The organism is Halovenus amylolytica (assembly GCA_004015825.1).
GTDB lineage: Archaea > Halobacteriota > Halobacteria > Halobacteriales > Haloarculaceae > Halovenus > Halovenus amylolytica.
The window spans coordinates 25,940-45,042 of the sequence record SAYS01000019.1 but is presented as its reverse complement, the minus strand read 5'-3'; the positions used below and the strand labels follow the sequence as shown (position 1 = coordinate 45,042).

The 19,103-nt window shown below is 60.6% G+C and carries 17 protein-coding genes and 1 tRNA gene; 10 read left to right on the top strand and 8 right to left on the bottom strand.

Going from position 1 to position 19,103, the window contains the following annotated elements:
* Nucleotides 1-246: 246 nt before the first annotated feature.
* The 4 genes from EOW68_RS14810 to EOW68_RS14795 form a co-directional block, all read right to left on the bottom strand.
* On the bottom strand, nucleotides 247-534 hold the full coding sequence (locus EOW68_RS14810; RefSeq protein WP_128225943.1) for an amphi-Trp domain-containing protein: 288 nt from the start codon (nucleotides 532-534) through the stop codon (nucleotides 247-249).
* A 56-nt stretch (nucleotides 535-590) separates the two neighbouring features.
* Nucleotides 591-1,028 (bottom strand): methylglyoxal synthase, encoded by a 438-nt coding sequence (locus tag EOW68_RS14805; RefSeq protein ID WP_431358955.1) that lies wholly within the window; start codon nucleotides 1,026-1,028, stop codon nucleotides 591-593.
* Between the two features lie 119 nt (nucleotides 1,029-1,147).
* Complete coding sequence (gene dnaK, locus EOW68_RS14800; RefSeq protein WP_128225942.1) at nucleotides 1,148-3,079, bottom strand: molecular chaperone DnaK; 1,932 nt, start codon at nucleotides 3,077-3,079, stop codon at nucleotides 1,148-1,150.
* A 180-nt stretch (nucleotides 3,080-3,259) separates the two neighbouring features.
* Nucleotides 3,260-4,030 carry a nucleotide exchange factor GrpE gene (locus EOW68_RS14795; RefSeq protein ID WP_128225941.1) on the bottom strand — a complete coding sequence of 257 codons (771 nt, stop codon included), beginning with the start codon at nucleotides 4,028-4,030 and terminating at the stop codon, nucleotides 3,260-3,262.
* 147 nt (nucleotides 4,031-4,177) lie between these two features.
* Between EOW68_RS14795 and EOW68_RS14790 the strand changes: the two genes are divergently transcribed.
* On the top strand, nucleotides 4,178-4,573 hold the full coding sequence (locus tag EOW68_RS14790; RefSeq protein ID WP_128225940.1) for an ArsR/SmtB family transcription factor: 396 nt from the start codon (nucleotides 4,178-4,180) through the stop codon (nucleotides 4,571-4,573).
* Between the two features lie 137 nt (nucleotides 4,574-4,710).
* Here the strand turns inward: EOW68_RS14790 and EOW68_RS14785 are convergent.
* From EOW68_RS14785 to EOW68_RS14775, 3 genes are all read right to left on the bottom strand, one after another.
* Nucleotides 4,711-4,783 (bottom strand) — tRNA-Asp (locus tag EOW68_RS14785).
* Nucleotides 4,784-4,873: 90 nt separating this feature from the next.
* On the bottom strand, nucleotides 4,874-6,184 hold the full coding sequence (locus EOW68_RS14780; protein ID WP_128225939.1) for a plastocyanin/azurin family copper-binding protein: 1,311 nt from the start codon (nucleotides 6,182-6,184) through the stop codon (nucleotides 4,874-4,876).
* Nucleotides 6,181-7,167, bottom strand: coding sequence for a S49 family peptidase (locus tag EOW68_RS14775; RefSeq protein ID WP_431358954.1), 987 nt, complete (start codon nucleotides 7,165-7,167; stop codon nucleotides 6,181-6,183). The genes EOW68_RS14780 and EOW68_RS14775 overlap by 4 nt, the downstream gene beginning before the upstream one ends.
* A 266-nt stretch (nucleotides 7,168-7,433) precedes the next feature.
* Here EOW68_RS14775 and EOW68_RS14770 point away from each other — a divergent pair, with 266 nt between their 5' ends.
* The 6 genes from EOW68_RS14770 to EOW68_RS14745 are packed head-to-tail and all read left to right on the top strand — an operon-like array spanning nucleotide 7,434 to nucleotide 15,600.
* Nucleotides 7,434-7,661 (top strand): DNA-directed RNA polymerase subunit H, encoded by a 228-nt coding sequence (locus EOW68_RS14770; protein WP_128225937.1) that lies wholly within the window; start codon nucleotides 7,434-7,436, stop codon nucleotides 7,659-7,661.
* Nucleotides 7,661-9,223: a DNA-directed RNA polymerase subunit B'' gene (locus EOW68_RS14765; RefSeq protein WP_128225936.1), complete on the top strand. Its 1,563-nt coding sequence runs from the start codon at nucleotides 7,661-7,663 to the stop codon at nucleotides 9,221-9,223. Before EOW68_RS14770 ends, EOW68_RS14765 begins: the two co-directional genes overlap by 1 nt.
* Before the next feature lies 1 nt (nucleotide 9,224).
* A complete protein-coding gene (rpoB, locus tag EOW68_RS14760) occupies nucleotides 9,225-11,054 on the top strand; it encodes a DNA-directed RNA polymerase subunit B (RefSeq protein ID WP_128225935.1) in 1,830 nt (609 codons plus the stop codon).
* Nucleotides 11,055-13,964: a DNA-directed RNA polymerase subunit A' gene (locus EOW68_RS14755; RefSeq protein WP_128225934.1), complete on the top strand. Its 2,910-nt coding sequence runs from the start codon at nucleotides 11,055-11,057 to the stop codon at nucleotides 13,962-13,964.
* Between the two features lie 12 nt (nucleotides 13,965-13,976).
* Nucleotides 13,977-15,170 (top strand): DNA-directed RNA polymerase subunit A'', encoded by a 1,194-nt coding sequence (rpoA2, locus tag EOW68_RS14750; RefSeq protein ID WP_128225933.1) that lies wholly within the window; start codon nucleotides 13,977-13,979, stop codon nucleotides 15,168-15,170.
* A 4-nt stretch (nucleotides 15,171-15,174) separates the two neighbouring features.
* Nucleotides 15,175-15,600: a NusA-like transcription termination signal-binding factor gene (locus EOW68_RS14745; protein ID WP_128225932.1), complete on the top strand. Its 426-nt coding sequence runs from the start codon at nucleotides 15,175-15,177 to the stop codon at nucleotides 15,598-15,600.
* A 39-nt stretch (nucleotides 15,601-15,639) separates the two neighbouring features.
* Here EOW68_RS14745 and EOW68_RS14740 read toward each other — a convergent pair whose 3' ends face one another.
* Nucleotides 15,640-16,062, bottom strand: coding sequence for a DUF2391 family protein (locus EOW68_RS14740; RefSeq protein ID WP_128225931.1), 423 nt, complete (start codon nucleotides 16,060-16,062; stop codon nucleotides 15,640-15,642).
* Between the two features lie 89 nt (nucleotides 16,063-16,151).
* Between EOW68_RS14740 and EOW68_RS14735 the strand changes: the two genes are divergently transcribed.
* The 3 genes from EOW68_RS14735 to EOW68_RS14725 all read left to right on the top strand — a co-directional run bounded on the left by EOW68_RS14735 (nucleotide 16,152) and on the right by EOW68_RS14725 (nucleotide 19,102).
* Nucleotides 16,152-17,495, top strand: a complete 1,344-nt coding sequence (locus EOW68_RS14735; protein ID WP_128225930.1) for a hemolysin family protein — start codon at nucleotides 16,152-16,154, stop codon at nucleotides 17,493-17,495.
* Nucleotides 17,496-17,725: 230 nt separating this feature from the next.
* Nucleotides 17,726-18,784: a PAS domain-containing sensor histidine kinase gene (locus EOW68_RS14730; protein ID WP_128225929.1), complete on the top strand. Its 1,059-nt coding sequence runs from the start codon at nucleotides 17,726-17,728 to the stop codon at nucleotides 18,782-18,784.
* An 81-nt stretch (nucleotides 18,785-18,865) separates the two neighbouring features.
* Nucleotides 18,866-19,102, top strand: a complete 237-nt coding sequence (locus EOW68_RS14725) for a DUF8106 domain-containing protein (RefSeq protein WP_128225928.1) — start codon at nucleotides 18,866-18,868, stop codon at nucleotides 19,100-19,102.
* The last annotated feature ends 1 nt before the right edge of the window (nucleotide 19,103 follow it).

Here is a 19,103-nt window from a genome sequence, read left to right as displayed (position 1 = left end):
TATTTAAGGATTATGTAAAAATTAGTTCTATCACCTCTAGCCCATACAGCGTCCTAGAAGTGATATTTGATCTTAATATTTAACTGACACTTATTGAAAATTTTTTCTAATAATACTAAAAATAGCGTTATGATCAGAGCCAGATAGAAACGGTTGGTAAAGGTATGAAAATACTTGCAGCCATACAAGAACTCGATACTATGAACTGACCACGAGGCAAGGAGCGTGTGGTCTGTGACCGTCCAGTTATTCGATCGTCAGATCGCCGCCGGTCCCGTCGGTGCCGTCCTGGTCTTCGTCCCACTCCAGTTCCAGTTCGATGCTACGTTCGTATGGGCCACCCTCCGGCCCCTCGCGTCCGACCTTGACTTCGAACTCGGACTGTGCTGGTGGATCGACCGTCACCGACTCGCTGCCGGACTGCAGTGTGATTTTGTCACCGCTGTCGAGTTTGTCTGCGACCTGCCGGAAGTAGTCCGCGATTTCTCCTCTGCTCTGGTTGCGTTCCATCTCGAAGAGAACAATTTCTGGCATACGAACACTACGGCGCAAGCAATAATAAAAGCGTACGTCGATTCCCGGCAAACAGATCAGGGAATCTCGTGGCCCTCGTCGCGGCCGATGCCTTCGAGGAGGTACTCAGCACCCGACCGACTCGTCACGAGTGGGACGTCGTGGACGTCACAGAGTCGGAGTAACGCAGAAATATCCGGTTCGTGTGGCTGTGCACGGAGCGGATCACGAAGGAAGATGATGCCGTCGATGCGACTCTCGGCGACCTCTGCGGCGATCTGTGCGTCGCCACCGAGTGGCCCCGACTCCTTTCGATCCACGTCTAGCTCTGTCTCGTCCATGATTCGTTGCCCCGTCGTCCCGGTCCCGACAATGTCGAACTCCGAAAGAAGCCGCTCGTATGTCTGAACCAGATCGATCATCTCCGGCTTCTTGTCGTCGTGTGCGATCAACGCGATCCGTGCGGACATACCTGATAGCTGCCAGTCGACGATAATTATGGTTTGGATATCCATCTAATATGTCATTTTGTCAACAGAGTTAGAAGTCCTGTCCGTGGGAGAATCAGCCGCTGCACATCTCTAGATAACTGAAATAAAAGTGGAAATCAGAGACAGTTCAGTCTCGCAATCGCTTATTTCTCGTCGTCTTCTTTCTCGTCGTCGTCGACATCCTCGAAGTCCGCATCGACGTACTCCTCACCCTCTGCACCTGCGCCGGCCGCGCCGGCACCCGGACCGCCTGCTGCACCTGGGCCGCCCGCTGCACCGGCACCTGGGCCGCCAGCCGCACCTGCGCCCGGACCGCCAGCACCAGCCTGGGCCTGCTGCTGGTACATCTGCTTGCCGATCTCCTGGAGTTCCTCGGTCAGCGTCTCCGTCGCCTCCTCGATCTCCTCCCGGTCTGCGTCCTCGTCTTCGAGGACTGCTTCGACGTCCTCGATGTGGCCCTCGATGGTCTCGCGGAGTTCGTCGTCGATCGCATCCTCGTTTTCGTCCATCACCGTCTCGGCGCGCTGGACTGCCGATTCGGCCTCGTTACGGGCCTCGATGCGTTTGCGACGTTTCTCGTCTTCCTCGGCGTGTTGCTCGGCTTCTTCCTGCATCTCCTCGATCTCCTCGTCGGAGAGGCCGACACCACCCTCGATGGTGATGTCTTCCTTGTTTCCGGACTCGCGATCCTCGGCGCTGACGTTGACGATCCCGTTCTCGTCGATCTCGAATGTGACCTCGATCTGTGGGACGCCAGCCGGGGCGGGTGGGATGCCCGAAAGCATGAACGCGCCGAGTAGTTCGTTCTCCTCGGCGATCTCGCGTTCACCCTGGAAGACGCGGATCTGCACCTGTGTCTGGTTCGCCTGCGCGGTCGTGAACACCTTCGACTCCTCCGTCGGAATGGTGGTGTTTTTCTCGATGAGTCGCTCGAAGAGCCCACCTTTGACTTCGACACCCAGCGAGAGCGGCGTCACGTCGACGAGCACGATGTCGTCGACGTCACCCGAGAGCACACCGGCCTGGATGGCCGCGCCGAGTGCGACTGCCTCGTCGGGGTTGACGTTCTTCTTCGGATCCTGGCCGACCAGTTCCTCGACTTTCTCCTGGATCATCGGCATCCGCGTGGAACCACCCACGAGGATGACCTCGTCGATATCCGACTTCGAGAGGCCAGCATCTTCCAGAGCCTGCTCCGTCGGACCGACAGTTCGGTCGACCAGATCGGAGGTCAGCGACTCGAATTTTGCGCGGGTCAGGGAGGCTTCGAGATCCTTCGGGCCGTCGTCGTCGGCTGCGATGAAGGGGAGGTTGATCGTCGTCTCCTTGCGGTTCGAGAGTTCGATCTTCGCCTCCTCGGCGGCCTCGTGGAGGCGCTGGAGGGCCTGGCGGTCCTCGCGGAGGTCGATCCCGTGTTCCTCGGCGAAGTCGTCGGCGAGGTAGTCGATGATCGCCTGGTCCCAGTCGTCACCACCGAGATCGTTGTCACCGTTGGTCGCGACGACTTCGTAGACACCGCCGCCGAGTTCGAGAATCGAGACGTCGAAGGTCCCGCCACCGAGGTCGTAGACGAGGACCGTCTGGTCGGACTCGTCGTCGAGGCCGTAGGCCATCGCGGCCGCAGTCGGCTCGTTGATGATCCGCTCGACCTCGAATCCGGCGATCTCACCGGCGTCTTTGGTCGCCTGGCGCTGGCGGTCGGAGAAGTACGCAGGAACGGTGATGACCGCGCGCTCGATTTCCTCACCGAGATACTCCTCGGCGTCGCGTTTGATTTTCTGGAGGGTCATCGCCGAGACCTGCTCGGGCGTGTACTCCTCACCTTCGAGTTCGACATTGTAATTTTCCTCGCCCATGTGCCGTTTGATCGACTCGACGGTGTTGTCGGGGTTCTGGACGGCCTGGTTTTTCGCGGGTTTGCCGACGATCTGCTCGCCATCGGAGAAGGCGACGACCGAGGGCGTCGTCCGGTCACCCTCGCTGTTTACGATGATCTCCGGGTCGCCACCCTCCATCACTGCGAACGCACTGTTCGTGGTCCCCAGGTCGATACCGAGAATCTTGTTGCTCGTCATGTTGTTTGGCTATATCCGATTCTGCCGGTTAAAAGTTGCTAGATCCGTCGTCCATGATTCGAAGCCACACACCGCAAGCCGGGCCTTTTGTGCTCCTCGTCGCTACTGATCCCTACTTTTATTATCAACCGCAAATCAACCGATCCACCCGTCGAGCGCCCCATCGATCCGCTGAGTTTCCTACGCCTCTTCGCTCTGGCCGTCACCACCTTCTTCGGAGTCGTGTCCCGATCCATCACTCACGGCCACCTGCGCCGGACGGAGTACTTTCCCGGCCATCTCGTAGCCCGGTCGGTGGAGATCGGCGACGGTGTCTTCGGGCTGATCCGAGGCGATCGTTGCGAGCACCTCGTGACGTCGCGGATCGACCTCGCTCCCGACGTCGGGTTCGATCACCGCGACGTTCTCCTTGTCGAGTTCCTGGTTGAACTGTTCGAGGGTCGATTCGACGCCACCGCGGATATCGGTACCTGCATCCTGTTCGAGCGCGCGCTGGAGATTATCCCTGACGTCGAGCAGGCGGCTGACGAGATCTTCCGTCGCCCGCTGTTTTTCCTCTTCCATCCGCTCTTTCTGGCGTTTCTTGTAGTTCTGGAAATCGGCCTGCTTGCGTTTGAGCCGTGATTCGAGGTCGTCGGCGCGCTCGCGCTCTTCTTCGAGTTCGGCTTCGAGTTCGTCGACGTCCTCGTGGAGTGAGGCGAATCCAGCTGCGACGACCTCCGCAGGTGTCGTCTCGATCACACTGACGAGTGACGACTCCGCCTCCTCGTCGGTTTCCGACTCGATCCCGTCGAGTTCCTGCTCCGTGATTTCGGAGAGAAGCTCGTCGATATCCCCCGCTGGCTCTTCGGCGATCTCGTCGAGTGACTCGCCGTCTCCCTGTTCGCCAGCCGTCGAGGGCGCCTCGGTGGCGGCTGTCTCGCCGTCAGAGTCTGCATCCTGCTCGCTCATATCCGTAGCAAGCCCTCTCGTGAATAAAAAGAACGCGACATCGGCGACCGACACCGAGAGTCGTTTCTGTATAGCTAGATACTGGTAGTGGTGGCATCATCATAGCTAGCCTCACATTCCAGGGATGGTTGGATACTTGCCTTTAGTATGGCAAGCCAGACGACGCAGTTCGCTCGACGGTCAGAATCACCCGCAGGAAACGAGTCCGACGACGTAACGCCGGAGTTGCTCGAGTTGCTCGGTGACGAGTACACGCGACGAGTACTGACGGCAGTAACCCAGCAGCCACGCAGTGGCAGTGAAGTGATGGATATCGCCGACGTTTCGAAAGCAACGGCCTATCGTCGGCTGGGAGAACTCGAAGACGCCGGACTCGTCGAGTCGAAGACGGTGTTCGATCCCGACGGCCACCACCACGAGCAGTTCGCGGCGGTCGTCGAGTCGGTGGATGTCCAGTTTGACACCGACGGGCTCTCCGTGAGTATCGAAACCGAAGACAGTTCGGACCAGTCGACACCGGTACTCGCTCTCGCAAACGATTGATTCTCATTTTTCACCTGTTGCACAGTCGGCCAGCTCGCCGCTGGCGATCACAATCAGATTACACGCTGGGCGTACAGAGAATTCAGTCGTGTTCGCGACACGCAGAGCAGTCGCTCACTGATTTGAATTCCAAGAAGCGCCCGGAGCGGGATTTGAACCCGCGTCACGACCGTGACAGGGTCGTATGATGGGCCACTACACCATCCGGGCTTGTTCGCATCACATCGTATCCGGGTTCCAGTATTAAGACTTTCCAAAAGAGTCCGGTACGCGGAGTGTCCACACGGAACGACGACGGACCTATGGCGGCTCTGGATCGCCGACGACGATCACACCGACCATCCCTTCATCCTGATACGGTTCGGAGGTGAACTCGTGGGCGCTCTCCTCCTCGAAGGTGTACTCGTGGACGAAGCCTTCGTCCTGGACCTCCTCGACTCCGTTCCACGGATGGTCCTCTGGCTGTTGCCGGAGCGGAACGAGATTGTGACCGCCTGATTTCCACTCGAAGCGCACGGTCGTCCCGGGTTCGATCTCGGTCACCTGCGGTTCGAAGACGTTCTCGCCGCCTGGTGCGACCTCTACGGTGACGACATCCTCGGCCGTTTCGTTGGTCTGCTCGGTTCGGTCGGTGCTACCGTCGTCTGTCCCACCGCTGGTGCGCTCACCACCGACGAGGAACTCTGCGACGTTGCCGACGAAGACGTCGTTGTCGGCACGCTGGGTGTTCTCTGGAGTCATGAAGCCCGTATCGCCGACGAGTGCTACGTCGCCGTCACGCACGAGGACGGGTAGATCTGTCTCCGCGCGCGTGGTCGAGCGGACACTGCCGTCGATCGGCTCCATTCGCTCGTCACTGCTCGCAGCCTGGACGGGTGTTGCCGTATCGAAGACGACCCGATCGACACCGTCGGTGAGCATCGAACTACCCGCCGGTTCGGCGAAGAGTCGCTGGTAGTTCAGGTCGTTCTCTTCGAGGTTGTAGACGTATCCCGATTCGGTGTACGCACCGAGTTCGCTGTAGAGTTCGGCGTAGCCGCTGCTCGGTGTGAACTCCTGCTGTGGGTTGACCGCGACGAGGGTACGGCCATCGCTCTCGATGAACTCGGTGATGGCGTCGAGATCCTCGTCCTGATAGCTGCTGACACCGACGCTCAGGAAGCCATCCGCATCTGGGAGTTCCTCACTAAGTACCGACTCCTCCTCGCCGCCCGACGGCTGGGGAGCAGGTGGTTGTACGCCCGGTGGCTGCGGACCAGGGCCGATCAAGCCGATGGCAGGCTGGGGACTTCCCTTGGAGACGACGTTCACCTCGGCCCCAGATTCGATCAGCGTGTTGACCACGGGCTCGATATCGCGCTCATTGACACCGCCACCGACACTCACGACGATCGTCTCACCGTTCGCGGAGCTATCCATCTGGATGTTCGCCGTGCCAGGCGTCGCGTCGGGACTGACACGGTCGGCGTCGTACTGGGGGTTCTCGACCTCCGGGAGCTCCGCAGTGTTGCCACCACCGCCGGTGACCGCACTGACGACACCACCGACTGCGACGACGGCGACGAAGGTCACGAGGAATGCAACTGCCGCTGTCTTCTGCGTGGTATTCATCGCTGATCACCCCCCGACTCGGCACCATTAGTAGCGCTGTCCGGGACGTCGGATGCAGACACGGCATCCAGTTCGTCGATGTGCGGGACCGCCGGCTCGTACACCATTGCAATGTCGATCGGTTTGACATCAGCGAGAGATGGATTCTCGTCGTAGATGGCAACCAGACCGTGGTCAGTCTGTGCGAAAATCGGAAGCCCACCTGCTGGCGAGAGCTCCCGCTCGACAGTCCGGTAGTCGTCGAGACCGGCCTCGTCGGCTGCGTCCGCGACGGCGTCGTCGAGCGAGCCGATCTCGTCGGCAAAGCCGTTTTCGACGCTGTTGACACCGAGGAACACTTTCGCCGTCGAGATCTCTTCACGTGAGAGTTCGATCCGGTCACCGCGCTGTTCGACCACCGTCTCGATGAAGACGTTCGCGACCGTCTCTTGGGTCGCCAGGTCGGTGATGACGTTCGAATTGCGCTTGTTCGGGCCACTCGGCCCCTCGACTGGCGGGGTCGGACGTGGCTCACTCGCAGCCAGTCCGACGCTCCCGACCTGGGACGTCGGCAGGACGTAAATCTTCTCTGCCGGCATCATCATGTAGTAGCCAGCAGAGGCACTCAGTCCCTGTACACTCGCGTGCAACGGCATCTGTTCGCTCGTCCGCTGGATCGAGAGATACATGCGCTCTGTCGGCGCAGGCGATCCGCCAGGCGTGTTCATCTCCAGGACGACCGCATCGATCGAGTCGTTCGCCCTGATATCACTCAGTTCCGATTCCAGTTGATCGCCGATCGGCTGTACGATCGGCCCCTCGACCGAGACGACTGCAACAGTGCCATCGGCACCGGAGTCGCTGCCTGTGATGCCAGCCCCGGAGAGGGCAGCCACGACAAAAACACCAGCAATCACGGCAGCAACGACAGCGAGTCCCAGAACGACCGTCCGGTCGCTGTCTGTCGTCCCTGTGGAGGGACCAGGGGTATTTTGAGAACTCATTACGTCCCAGAAATTAATAACTATATATATATTTCTTGTTGAAACTATCTCGCTGCGAAACATTCCCCCTGAATTTATATACTATATCGAAAAATCCGGGGTTTTTATATCATGAACGCGTTAGTATCGGATACAAGACGGCTTCGGGATTGCATACCGAGGTCGGTCGGGTAGCCCTGCTCAGCGAGTTTAATAACTGTTATATATTCGCCGACTGTAGTGTGCTGTAGTATCTCGAACAGCTTCTTAGCGGATAAGCCACACCCATGGTAGATGTAAGCAACCACAAACTCGTACCGGATCATACGGTCCTCGATGCGGAGGAACTCGAGGACGTATTGGAGGAGTACAATATCAGAGAAACAGACCTGCCAAAGATCAAACGTGCCGACCCGGCGCTGCCAGACGACGCCGAGATCGGTGACGTAATCAAGATTACACGCGACTCGCGGACCACGGACCAGGCCGTGGTATACAGACTGGTGGTCGAATAATGAATATCGAAGACAAACGAGAGATTTCACGGGAGTACTTTTCACGCGAACGGCTCGCAGAACACCACTTCAGATCGTTCAACGCCTTCCTCGACCGAGGGATGCAGGAGGTGGTCGACGAGAAAGCGACGATCGATACGGACATCGGCGACAAGGAGGGCGAAGAGCCCGTCTACGTCGAACTTGGGGAGGTCCGGATCGTCACGCCACGAGTCCGGGAGGCCGACGGCAGTGAGGAACTGCTGTACCCACAGGAGGCACGACTCCGGAACATCACCTACTCGGCCCCGGTGTTCATGGAGATGGCCGTCATCAAGGGCGGCGAAGAGGAAGAGGAACGCGTCGTCGACCAGACCGAAACCAAGATCGGCCGGATGCCGATCATGGTCGGCTCGAACAAGTGTAACATCGCCGACTTCAGTCGCGAGGAGCTGATCGACATCGGCGAGGACCCGGCCGACCCGGGTGGCTACTTCATCGTCAACGGCTCCGAGCGCGTGCTGATGACGAGCGAGGACCTCGCACCGAACAAGATCCTCGCAGAGACCGACACGAAATACGGCGACACGATCGAGGTCGCAAAGACGTTCTCACAGCGTCGAGGCTACCGCGCGCTCGTGCTCTGTGAGCGAACCCGCGACGGGCTGCTCGAAGTCTCGTTCCCGTCCGTCTCGGGCAGTGTCAACTTCGTCACGCTCGTGCGTGCGCTCGGGCTCGAATCCGACGAGGAGATCGTCCACCGCGTCTCGGACGACCCCGAAATTGTGAAATTCATGCTGGAGAACCTGGAGGCCGCCGAGGTTCAGTCCACCGAGGAAGCCATCGAGGAACTGGGCAAACGCGTCGCCTCGGGCCAGGGGAAAAACTACCAGCTCAAACGCGCGAACTACGTTATCGATCGCTATCTGCTGCCACATCTCCACGAGGAAGGCGTCGACGAGGAAGACGTCCGAATCAACAAAGCCTACTATCTCTGCCGGATGGCCGAGGCCTGTTTCGAACTCGCCCTCGACCGTCGAGAAGCCGACGACAAGGACCACTACGCCAACAAACGCCTGAAAGTGTCGGGCGATCTCATGCGGGATCTGTTCCGGACGGCGCTGAACAAGCTGGCACGCGATGTCAAGTACCAGCTCGAACGAGCCAACATGCGAAACCGACAGCTCTCTGTCTCGACGGTGGTTCGTTCGGACGTGCTGACCGAGCGGCTCGAACACCCGATCGCGACGGGGAACTGGGTTGGCGGTCGCTCCGGTGTCTCACAGCTCGTCGACCGGACGGACTACATGGGCGTTCTCTCTCACCTCCGGCGACTCCGCTCGCCGCTTAGCCGTTCACAGCCACACTTCGAGGCACGGGACCTGCACGCGACCCAGTGGGGTCGGATCTGTCCCTCCGAGACGCCCGAGGGACCGAACTGTGGACTCGTGAAGAATTTCGCGCAGGCGATGGAGCTCTCACAGAACGTCGAGGACGAACAGGAACTGAAACAGGAACTCGCGCAGATGGGAGTCCAGGGTATCCCAGGCATCGAAAGCGTCGAACAGCCCGCAGACGATTAATATGAGTCAACAACAACGAGAAGCGAAAGTATACGTCAACGGTAGTCTGGTTGGCACACACCCCCAGCCGGAACAGCTCGCAGAGCAGATTCGCCAGGCACGGCGCCGCGGCGATATCAGCGAGATGGTCAACGTCTCGGTCAACGAACGCACCGGCGAGGTCATCGTCAACGCCGACGCCGGCCGTGCCCGACGCCCACTGCTGGTCGTCGAGGACGGCGAGCCACTGATCTCCGACGAGGAGGTCGAGGCACTCAAAGAAGGTGACGTCGAGTTTCAGGATCTCGTCGACCGCGGCTACGTCGACTTCATCGACGCCGAAGAGGAAGGCGACATTCTGGTCGGTGTCGAGGAAGAGGAACTCACCGAGAACCACACCCACCTCGAGATCGATCCCCAGCTCATGTTCGGGATCGGTGCGGGGATGATCCCCTACCCCGAGCACAACGCCAGCCCGCGGATTACGATGGGATCGGGGATGATCAAACAGTCGCTCGGTCTCCCCTCGGCGAACTACCGGATCCGACCGGACACCCGCCAGCACCTGCTGCACTACCCGCAGCTGTCGATGGTCAAAACGCAGACCACCGAACAGATCGGCTACGACGACCGACCGGCGGCACAGAACTTCGTCGTCGCGGTGATGTCCTACGAGGGGTTCAACATCGAGGACGCGCTGGTCATGAACAAGGGGTCGGTCGAGCGCGCACTCGCCCGCTCGCATTTCTTCCGGACCTACGAGGGCGAGGAACGCCGATACCCCGGTGGACAGGAAGACCGCTTCGAGATTCCCGACGAGGAAGTTCGCGGCGCACGCGGCGAGGACGCCTACACTCACCTCGACGAGGATGGGCTGGTCAACCCCGAGACACACGTCGACGAAAACGCCGTGTTGCTCGGCAAGACCTCACCGCCACGCTTTCTCGAAGAGCCGGACGACATGGGTGGACTCTCCGCACAGAAACGCCGGGAGACGAGCGTGACGATGCGCTCGGGCGAATCCGGCGTCGTCGACACGGTGACGCTGATGGAAGGCGAGGACGGCTCGAAACTCTCCAAGGTCTCCGTCCGTGACGAGCGAATCCCCGAACTCGGGGACAAGTTCGCGTCACGGCACGGCCAGAAAGGGGTCGTCGGCCACATCGCACCGCAGGAGGACATGCCCTTCACCGAACAGGGCGTCGTTCCCGACCTGATCCTGAACCCGCACGCACTCCCATCGCGGATGACCGTCGGTCACATTCTGGAGATGATCGGCGGGAAGGTCGGTTCGCTCGAAGGCCGGCGTGTCGACGGGACCGCGTTCACCGGCGAGGACGAAGAACAACTCCGTGGCTCGCTGGAAGACCACGGCTTCAAATCCAGCGGCAAGGAGGTCATGTACTCGGGGATCACCGGCGAGAAAATCGAGGCCGAGATTTTCGTCGGCACCATCTTCTACCAGAAGCTGTATCACATGGTGTCGAACAAGATCCACGCCCGCTCGCGTGGCCCCGTCCAGGTGCTGACCCGCCAGCCGACGGAGGGTCGCGCCCGCGAGGGTGGTCTCCGTATCGGAGAGATGGAACGGGACGTCTTCATCGGTCACGGCGCAGCGATGACACTCAAGGAGCGACTGCTCGACGAGTCAGACCGCGAGTGGATCAACGTCTGTGGCGAGTGTGGGATGTCCGCCGTCGAGAACGTCGAACAGCGCCGTGTCTACTGTCCGAACTGCGAGGAGGAGACAAACGTCCACGAAGTCGAGATGTCCTACGCGTTCAAACTCCTGCTCGACGAGATGAAAGCACTCGGAATCGCACCGCGGATCGAACTGGAGGAAGCTGTATAAATGAGTCAACACGCACCACAGACGATCGGACGGCTCGATTTCGGGCTGATGGATCCCGAAGAGTACCGCGAAATGAGCGCCACGAAGATCATCACGGCCGACACCTACGACGACGACGGCTTCCCCATCGACATGGGGCTGATGGATCCACGGCTGGGCGTCATCGACCCCGGGCTGGAGTGTAAAACGTGTGGCAAACACTCGGGTTCGTGTAACGGCCACTTCGGCCACATCGAACTCGCCGCGCCAGTCATCCACGTCGGTTTCTCGAAGCTTATCCGGCGGCTCCTTCGCGGGACCTGCCGGGAGTGTGCCCGACTTTGCCTGACCGAAGACGAGAAAGAGGAGTTCCGGAGTCAACTCGACCGGACACGCGCACTCGGGCAGGATCTCAACGACGTGACGAAGGCCGCGATCCGCCAGGCCCGGAAGAAGGATCGCTGTCCACACTGTGGCGAACAGCAGTTCGATATCCAGCACGAGAAACCGACGACCTACTACGAGGTCCAGCAGGTGCTGGCCGCGGAGTACTCCGACCGCATCGCAGAGGCGATGGAACCCGGCGAGGATTCGGAGCGCGTCTCCCCGACCGAACTGGCCGAGGAGACCGGGATCGATCCGGGCCGGATCCAGGAGATCCTCTCGGGCGATTTCCGCCCGCGCAAAGAGGATCGCCGCGCTATCGAGTCTGCCCTCGACGTCGATCTGACCGAGGAGGACATGAACAAGCTGATGCCCTCGGATATCCGGGACTGGTTCGAGACGATTCCCGACGAGGACATCGAAGTGCTCGGCATCGACTCCGAGCGCTCCCGGCCGGAGTGGATGATCCTGACCGTGCTGCCGGTCCCGCCGGTGACCGCACGGCCATCGATCACACTCGACAACGGCCAGCGTTCCGAGGACGACCTGACCCACAAGCTGGTGGACATCATCCGGATCAACCAGCGCTTCATGGAGAACCGTGAGGCCGGTGCCCCCCAGCTGATCATCGAGGACCTCTGGGAACTGCTCCAGTATCACGTCACCACGTTCATGGACAACGAAATCTCCGGGACGCCGCCGGCCCGACACCGCTCGGGGCGACCACTCAAGACGCTCTCCCAGCGCCTGAAAGGCAAGGAGGGGCGATTCCGTGGCTCGCTTTCGGGGAAACGTGTCAACTTCTCCGCTCGGACGGTCATCTCGCCGGACCCGACGCTTAGTCTGAACGAGGTCGGTGTCCCCGACCGCGTCGCGACGGAGATGACCCAGACGATGAACGTCAACGAGCGCAACCTGCAGGAGGCGCGCCGCTACGTCAGCAACGGCCCCGAGGCACACCCCGGCGCGAACTACGTCCGGCGTGACGACGGTCGCCGACTGAAGGTCACCGAGAAGAACTGCGAGGAACTCGCCGAAAAGGTCGAGCCAGGCTGGGAAGTCTCCCGGCACCTGATCGACGGCGACATCATCATCTTCAACCGACAGCCATCGTTGCACCGGATGTCGATTATGGCTCACGAGGTCGTCGTGATGCCGTACAAGACCTTCAGGCTGAACACCGTCGTCTGTCCGCCGTACAACGCTGACTTCGACGGCGACGAGATGAACATGCACGCCCTCCAGAACGAGGAGGCCCGTGCCGAGGCCCGGACGCTGATGCGTGTCCAGGAACAGATGTTGAGTCCACGGTTCGGGGAGAACATCATCGGTGCGATCCAGGATCACATCACCGCGACCTACCTGCTCACGAACCAGAATCCGGAGTTCAACGAGACGCAGGCGCTCGATCTGTTGCGTACGACGCGGATCGACGAACTCCCAGAGCCGGATGGCGAGGACAACGGGAAACCGTTCTGGACTGGCCGGACGCTGTTCTCGGAGCTGCTGCCGGACAGCCTCGATCTCGAATTCACGTCCTCTGCTGGCGACACCGTCATCATCGAGGACGGCCAGATGCTCGATGGCACCATCGACGAGGACGGAGTCGGTGCCTTCGGCGGCGAGATTGTCGACACGATCACGAAGCAGTACTCACGCACGCGAGCGCGGATCTTCATCAACGAGGTTTCGTCGGTCGCGATCCGGACGATCATGCACTTCGGGTTCTCGATCAGTATCGACGACGAGTCGATCCCGCCGGAAGCACAGGCCCAGGTCGACGAGGCCATGAGGGAGGCAAACGAACGCGTCGAGGAACTCATCGAGGCCTACGAGCAGGGTGATCTGGAGTCACTCCCAGGCCGGACCATCGACGAGACGCTGGAGATGAAGATCATGCAGACGCTCGGCCAGGCACGTGACAGCGCCGGTGACATCGCCGAGGACCACTTCGGCAACGAGAACCCGGCGGTCATCATGGCCGAATCCGGTGCGCGTGGCTCGATGCTGAACCTGACCCAGATGGCCGGCTGTGTCGGCCAGCAGGCAGTCCGTGGCGAGCGGATCAACCGTGGCTACGAGAACCGGACGCTTTCCCACTTCGAGGAAGGCGACCTCTCGGCAGATGCACACGGCTTCGTCGAACACTCCTACCGTGAGGGACTCAACCCCAAGGAGTTCTTCTTCCACGCGATGGGTGGCCGCGAGGGGCTGGTGGATACGGCAGTCCGAACCTCGAAGTCGGGCTATCTGCAGCGCCGACTCATCAACGCCCTCTCCGAGCTGGAAGCACAGTACGACGGTACGGTCCGAGACACCTCGGATACGATCGTCCAGTTCGAGTTCGGGGAGGACGGCACCTCGCCCGTCGAGGTCTCCAGCGACGAGACCGAACCGGCAGTGGATGTCGAGAACATCGCCGACCGCGTACTGGAAAACGAGTTCGCAGGCGAAAGCGAGAAAGCACAGTTCCTCGGCGAGGAACGGGCACCGACCAACCTCTCCGAGCACGCAGACGACTGGTGGATGGCACAGAGTGACGACTGATCAGGTGATACAATGACAGACTACGACGTAACTGACGACATCGAAGCGATCGTCGAGGACGCTGATCTCCCGCGACGACTGAAAAACGAGGTCTACGGGACCCTCGAAGACCGCGAGGTCACGACCGAACAGGCAGACGAGATCGTCCAGGCGACGGTCGCGGAGTACTACAGCTCGCGGGTCGACCCACTCGATCCCGTCGGCACCGTCTCGGCGCAGTCGATCGGGGAACCCGGAACCCAGATGACGATGAACACCTTCCACTACGCGGGTGTCGCGGAGATCGACGTGACACAGGGGCTGCCGCGGCTGATCGAACTGGTCGACGCCCGGAAGGAGCCGGACACGCCGATGATGACCGTCTACCTCGACGAGGAGTTCGCCGAGGACCGCGAACGCGCCCACGAGGTCGTCTGGAAGATCGAGGCGACGAAGATCCTCCAGCTCGGCGACGTCTCGACGAACGTCGCGGACATGATCGTCCAGATCGCGCTCAACGAGGACACGCTCCGCGAGCGCTGGCCGACCGTCGACGATCCCGTCGCGGTCGCCGAAGAGATCGCCGAGACGATCGAGTCCAGCCTGGGCGTCCAGACCCAGCAGCGCGGACTCGTCATCGAGTTCGGTCCCGAGGAGCCCTCCTACCGGCAGCTGCTCCAGCTCGTCGAGGAGCTCCGTGAGATCGTGTTCAAGGGGATCGAGGATATCAGCCGCGTCGTGATCCGGAAAGAGGAACTCGACGAGGGCGAGGAGTTCGTCCTCTACACCGAGGGCTCTGACTTCGGGAAGGTGCTCGGCATCGAGGGTGTCGACGCCTCGCGAACGACCTGTAACAACATCCACGAGATCTACCGGAATCTCGGCGTCGAGGCTGCCCGGGAGTCGCTGATCAACGAGACGATGAACACGCTCGAAGAACAGGGACTGGACGACGTGAACATCCGGCACCTGATGTTGGTCGCGGATATCATGACCAACGAGGGGACGATCGAATCGATCGGTCGTCACGGGATCTCCGGTTCGAAAGACTCCGTGCTCGCGCGTGCGGCCTTCGAGGTGACAGTCAGTCACCTGCTGGATGCCGCCATCCACGGCGAGGTGGACGAACTCGACGGCGTCACCGAGAACGTGATCGTCGGCAAGCCGATCAAACTCGGCACCGGCGACGTCAACCTCCGGATGACAAGCGGCAAGCAGGCAGACTGATCGCATGACGATCACACTCTCCGACGAGGCACGCCAGCTCGCCGCGCTGTTCGAGACCGAGACAGAGGCGACGGTCAAAGACTGTCTGGTCGACGAGGAGTTCGACCGTGTGATCGTTCTGATCAAAACCGGCGAGATGGGGAAAGCGATCGGATCGGGTGGCGAACACGTCCGCCAGGTCGAAGAGCAGATCGGGAAACCGATCAAACTCGTCGAGGACGCCCCCACCGCAGAGGGCTTCGTCGCGAGTGCGCTCGCACCCGCCGCGGTGTACAACGTCACGATCAGCGAAAACGACGACCGGCTCGCGTACGTCGAAGTCGCAGAGGAAGACCGCGGTGCTGCGATCGGCTCCGACGGTCGGAACATCGACGCTGCCCGACGACTCGCGGACCGCCACTACGGGATCGACGATATCGAACTCACCTGAGCGGGTTCGCAAGTAGCGAACTCACTCGAACGCAACCCTTTAAAAGATACTGTCCGTCGTCACTGCGCCGACCATACTGAACAGCGAGCCGACGCTGATCGCCCGGAACGTGACTGCCAACCGGTCGGCCGGCGGGAGATCACTGAGGAACTGATTGGGTGCAGTAACCGCGAAGGCGAGAATCGCGACAGAGCCGAAGGCGACGAGAACGACCGAGACGAACCGGACCGGAATGCCGAAGAAGGCCGCCTCTGTCCGGGGATCGCGGTCGTTGTCGGCGCCGTAGAGACCACCGTATCCGATAGACATGATGATGCCGACGAGGAAGAGACTGTGAAAGATGGTCATATTCTGTGCCAGCATCCACACCTCCTGTGTGACGACGAAGGGGCCAGCCAGCAGGAATCCGCCGACGATCTGCTGGGCGGTATCCGCGAGTTCGTGCTTTTTGCGTTCGCGCATACCTGGGTAGTGTTCGGTTGACAGCATACATTTTCGGGTCGTTCGCTGAACCCGGCCCTTTACCGGGCTGTTTGCCCTACTGGGGGAACATGCACGAACTCGCAGTGCTGTCGACAGCTATCGGACAGATCTCGGTTCCCGAAATCTCGCAAGGAGTGATCACGGGACTGGGAATTCTCGCGGTGCTGGTCCTCCTCGTCCTCTCTGCATTTTTTGCCTCGTCGGAGATCGCCATCTTCTCGCTTGCCGATCATCGGATCAGTTCGCTCGTCGACAAGAACATACCCGGTGCGAAGACACTCTCCGTACTGAAATCCAACCCGCGGCGCCTGCTCGTGACGATCCTCGTCGGCAACAACATCGCCAATATCGGGATGTCGAGTATCGCAACGGGGCTGCTCGGCTTCTACCTCGATCCGGGCCAGGCCGTCCTCGTCGCGACCTTCGGCGTGACCTCGCTCGTCTTGCTGTTCGGCGAGAGCGCACCCAAATCCTACGCCGTCGAGAACAGCGAGCCGTGGGCGCTCCGGATCGCCCGACCGCTCCGGTTCACACAGAAGGTCATGTACCCACTCGTGGCGTTTTTCGACGCGCTCACTCGCGGCGTCAACAAGCTCATGGGGAGTGAAGGAAACGTCGAGAGCGCCTACGTCACCCGTGCGGAGATCCAGGAAGTGATCCGGGCCGGCCAGCGCGCAGGCGTTTTCACCGACGAGGAACACAAGATGCTCCAGCGACTGCTGCGATTTCGCCACCGGATCGTCAAGGAGACGATGGTTCCACGGCTCGATGTCGTCGCAGTCGAGGCCGACGAGGATCTCGAAACGGCGATCGACACCTGTCTGGAGAGTGGCTACAATCAGCTGCCGGTGTACGATGGCGTCCTGGATACGGTCGTCGGGATCGTCCACATCCAGGAGCTGCTGGAGGCACAGTACCGCGGGGACGGGCAGTCGGTCGGCGATCTCGCTGGAGAGCCCCTCGTCGTCCCCGAAACCAAGGAAGTCGACGATCTGCTGACCGAACTCCGTGCGGAGCGACACCGGATGGCGATCGTCATCGACGAGTTCGGGACGACGGCCGGGATCGTCACCATCGAGGACATTGTCGAAGAGATCATCGGCGAAATACTCGCCGAGGCGGAGTCACCCCCGGTCCGCTGGCTCGACGAGAACACGGCACTCGTCCAGGGGGAGCGTAACATCCACGAGGTCAACGAAGCGCTGGAGACGGACCTCCCGGAAACTGGCGAGTACGAATCCCTCGCCGGATTTCTCATCAGCCGAACCGGTCGCCTCGCCAGCGAGGGTGAGACGGTCAGCTACGACGGAGCGACGTTCACTGTCGAAACAGTCGGTAGCAACCGGATTCTCGAAGTCCGGGTCGAACTTCCGGGCGGAGATCTACCGGACGGCGCCATCGAGACAGAGTGATTCTCCCACGCGCCGGCCCAGCAGCTGTGACATCTCTTCGACCACTGCTTCTCGTCGGCGATTGGTCACTCATCGAATACGAACAAAAGTAACATTAATAAGTAAACAAGTGAGGGAATAGTCAAAACGTAGCAGCGATACCGACATTTAAGTATCCAGCTATCGTCAATCGCAGACGGATCAGCCGTCTGCCGACAGCGCCCACACATCGACCGAGTCCCCAAGCCCCGATGACCGACCATAGTACCCCACCAGCACAGAGACGCGAGACAGTTCACGAGTCACTGCTGGAGATGGCGACCGATCCCCTGTACGTCGTGACAGATGGTGTCCTCGAGACAGTCAACGGCCCGTTCGTCGATCTGACGGGGTACGACCGGTGCGAACTGGTCGGAATGTCGGCCGAGGAGCTCGTCCACGAGGACGATCTGGCCGAGTGGGGCCACCGCTTCGAGCTGTTCGTCGAAAGCGACACCACAGACGAGGAGCGACTCGTCGGCCGAATCATCTCGAAAAATGGGTCGGAGATCCCCGTCGAGTGTCGGCTGTCGCTGCTCGGTAGCGAATCGACAGACGGGAGAAAGGTCGTCGGTCGGGTCCGTGATCTCCGCGAACAGCGACAACAGGACAAAAAGCTCGACGTCCTCAACCGGGCGCTCCGGCACAACATCCGCAACGAGATGAACGTCGTCGTCGGGAAAGCAACACAACTCAAGACCGTCGACGACGAGGGGTACCGGACGGCAGCCGAGAAGATCGAGGAGGTCGGCAGGCGCGTCATCAATCTGAGCGAGAAGGCACGACTCGCACAGGAGCATATCGGCATTCCGGCCGACGAGGACTGCCGGCTGGAACTCGTCGAGGTGGTCGAACACGTCATCATGAAATTTGGGATCGAGTATCCGGACGCGACGATCGAGACCGACCTGCCCGCGGACGTCTCCGCCCGGGCCCCGCCGTCCTTCGAGGTCGCACTGCAGGAACTGCTCGAAAACGCCGTCATCCACCACCCCTCCGGAGATGGCCCCGTCACTGTCGAGATTACGAGCGACGAACAGCACGTCGACATACGGATTATCGACGAGTGTGAGCCGATTCCGAGCCAGATCCAGCGGACGATCAACCGCGGCTCCGAGGAGCCACTCCAGCACAACGACGGACTCGGGCTCTGGATCGTGAAGTGGGCCGTCGAAACTGTCGGTGGCACGCTGTGTTTTCAGCGCCGCACGGATGACCTCGGGAACGTCGTGACGCTCACCTTCGAGCGGATCGGCGAAGAGTCCACGTAACCCAGCGGAACAGTTCGCTGCCCGTGGCTGTGCAACCACTGAAGACGACGGCCTTATTACCGGACAGCATATAGATTACTGATGGGTATTTCTAACCTCTCTCAGCGTCTCTCGGATCAGAAGGCGACTCTTTACTGTACGAACTGCAATCACACCAGTCGGATCAACGGAGACTGGATCATTCATATTCACGCTGCCTCACTCGACTACGAGTGTCCCCGCTGTGGGACGACGATCGATTCTCGCCTGGAGGAAGCAGACCTCACGACCCAGAGCGATGGGGCGTTGCAGTTCAGCGACGGCCCCAAGAATATCTAGG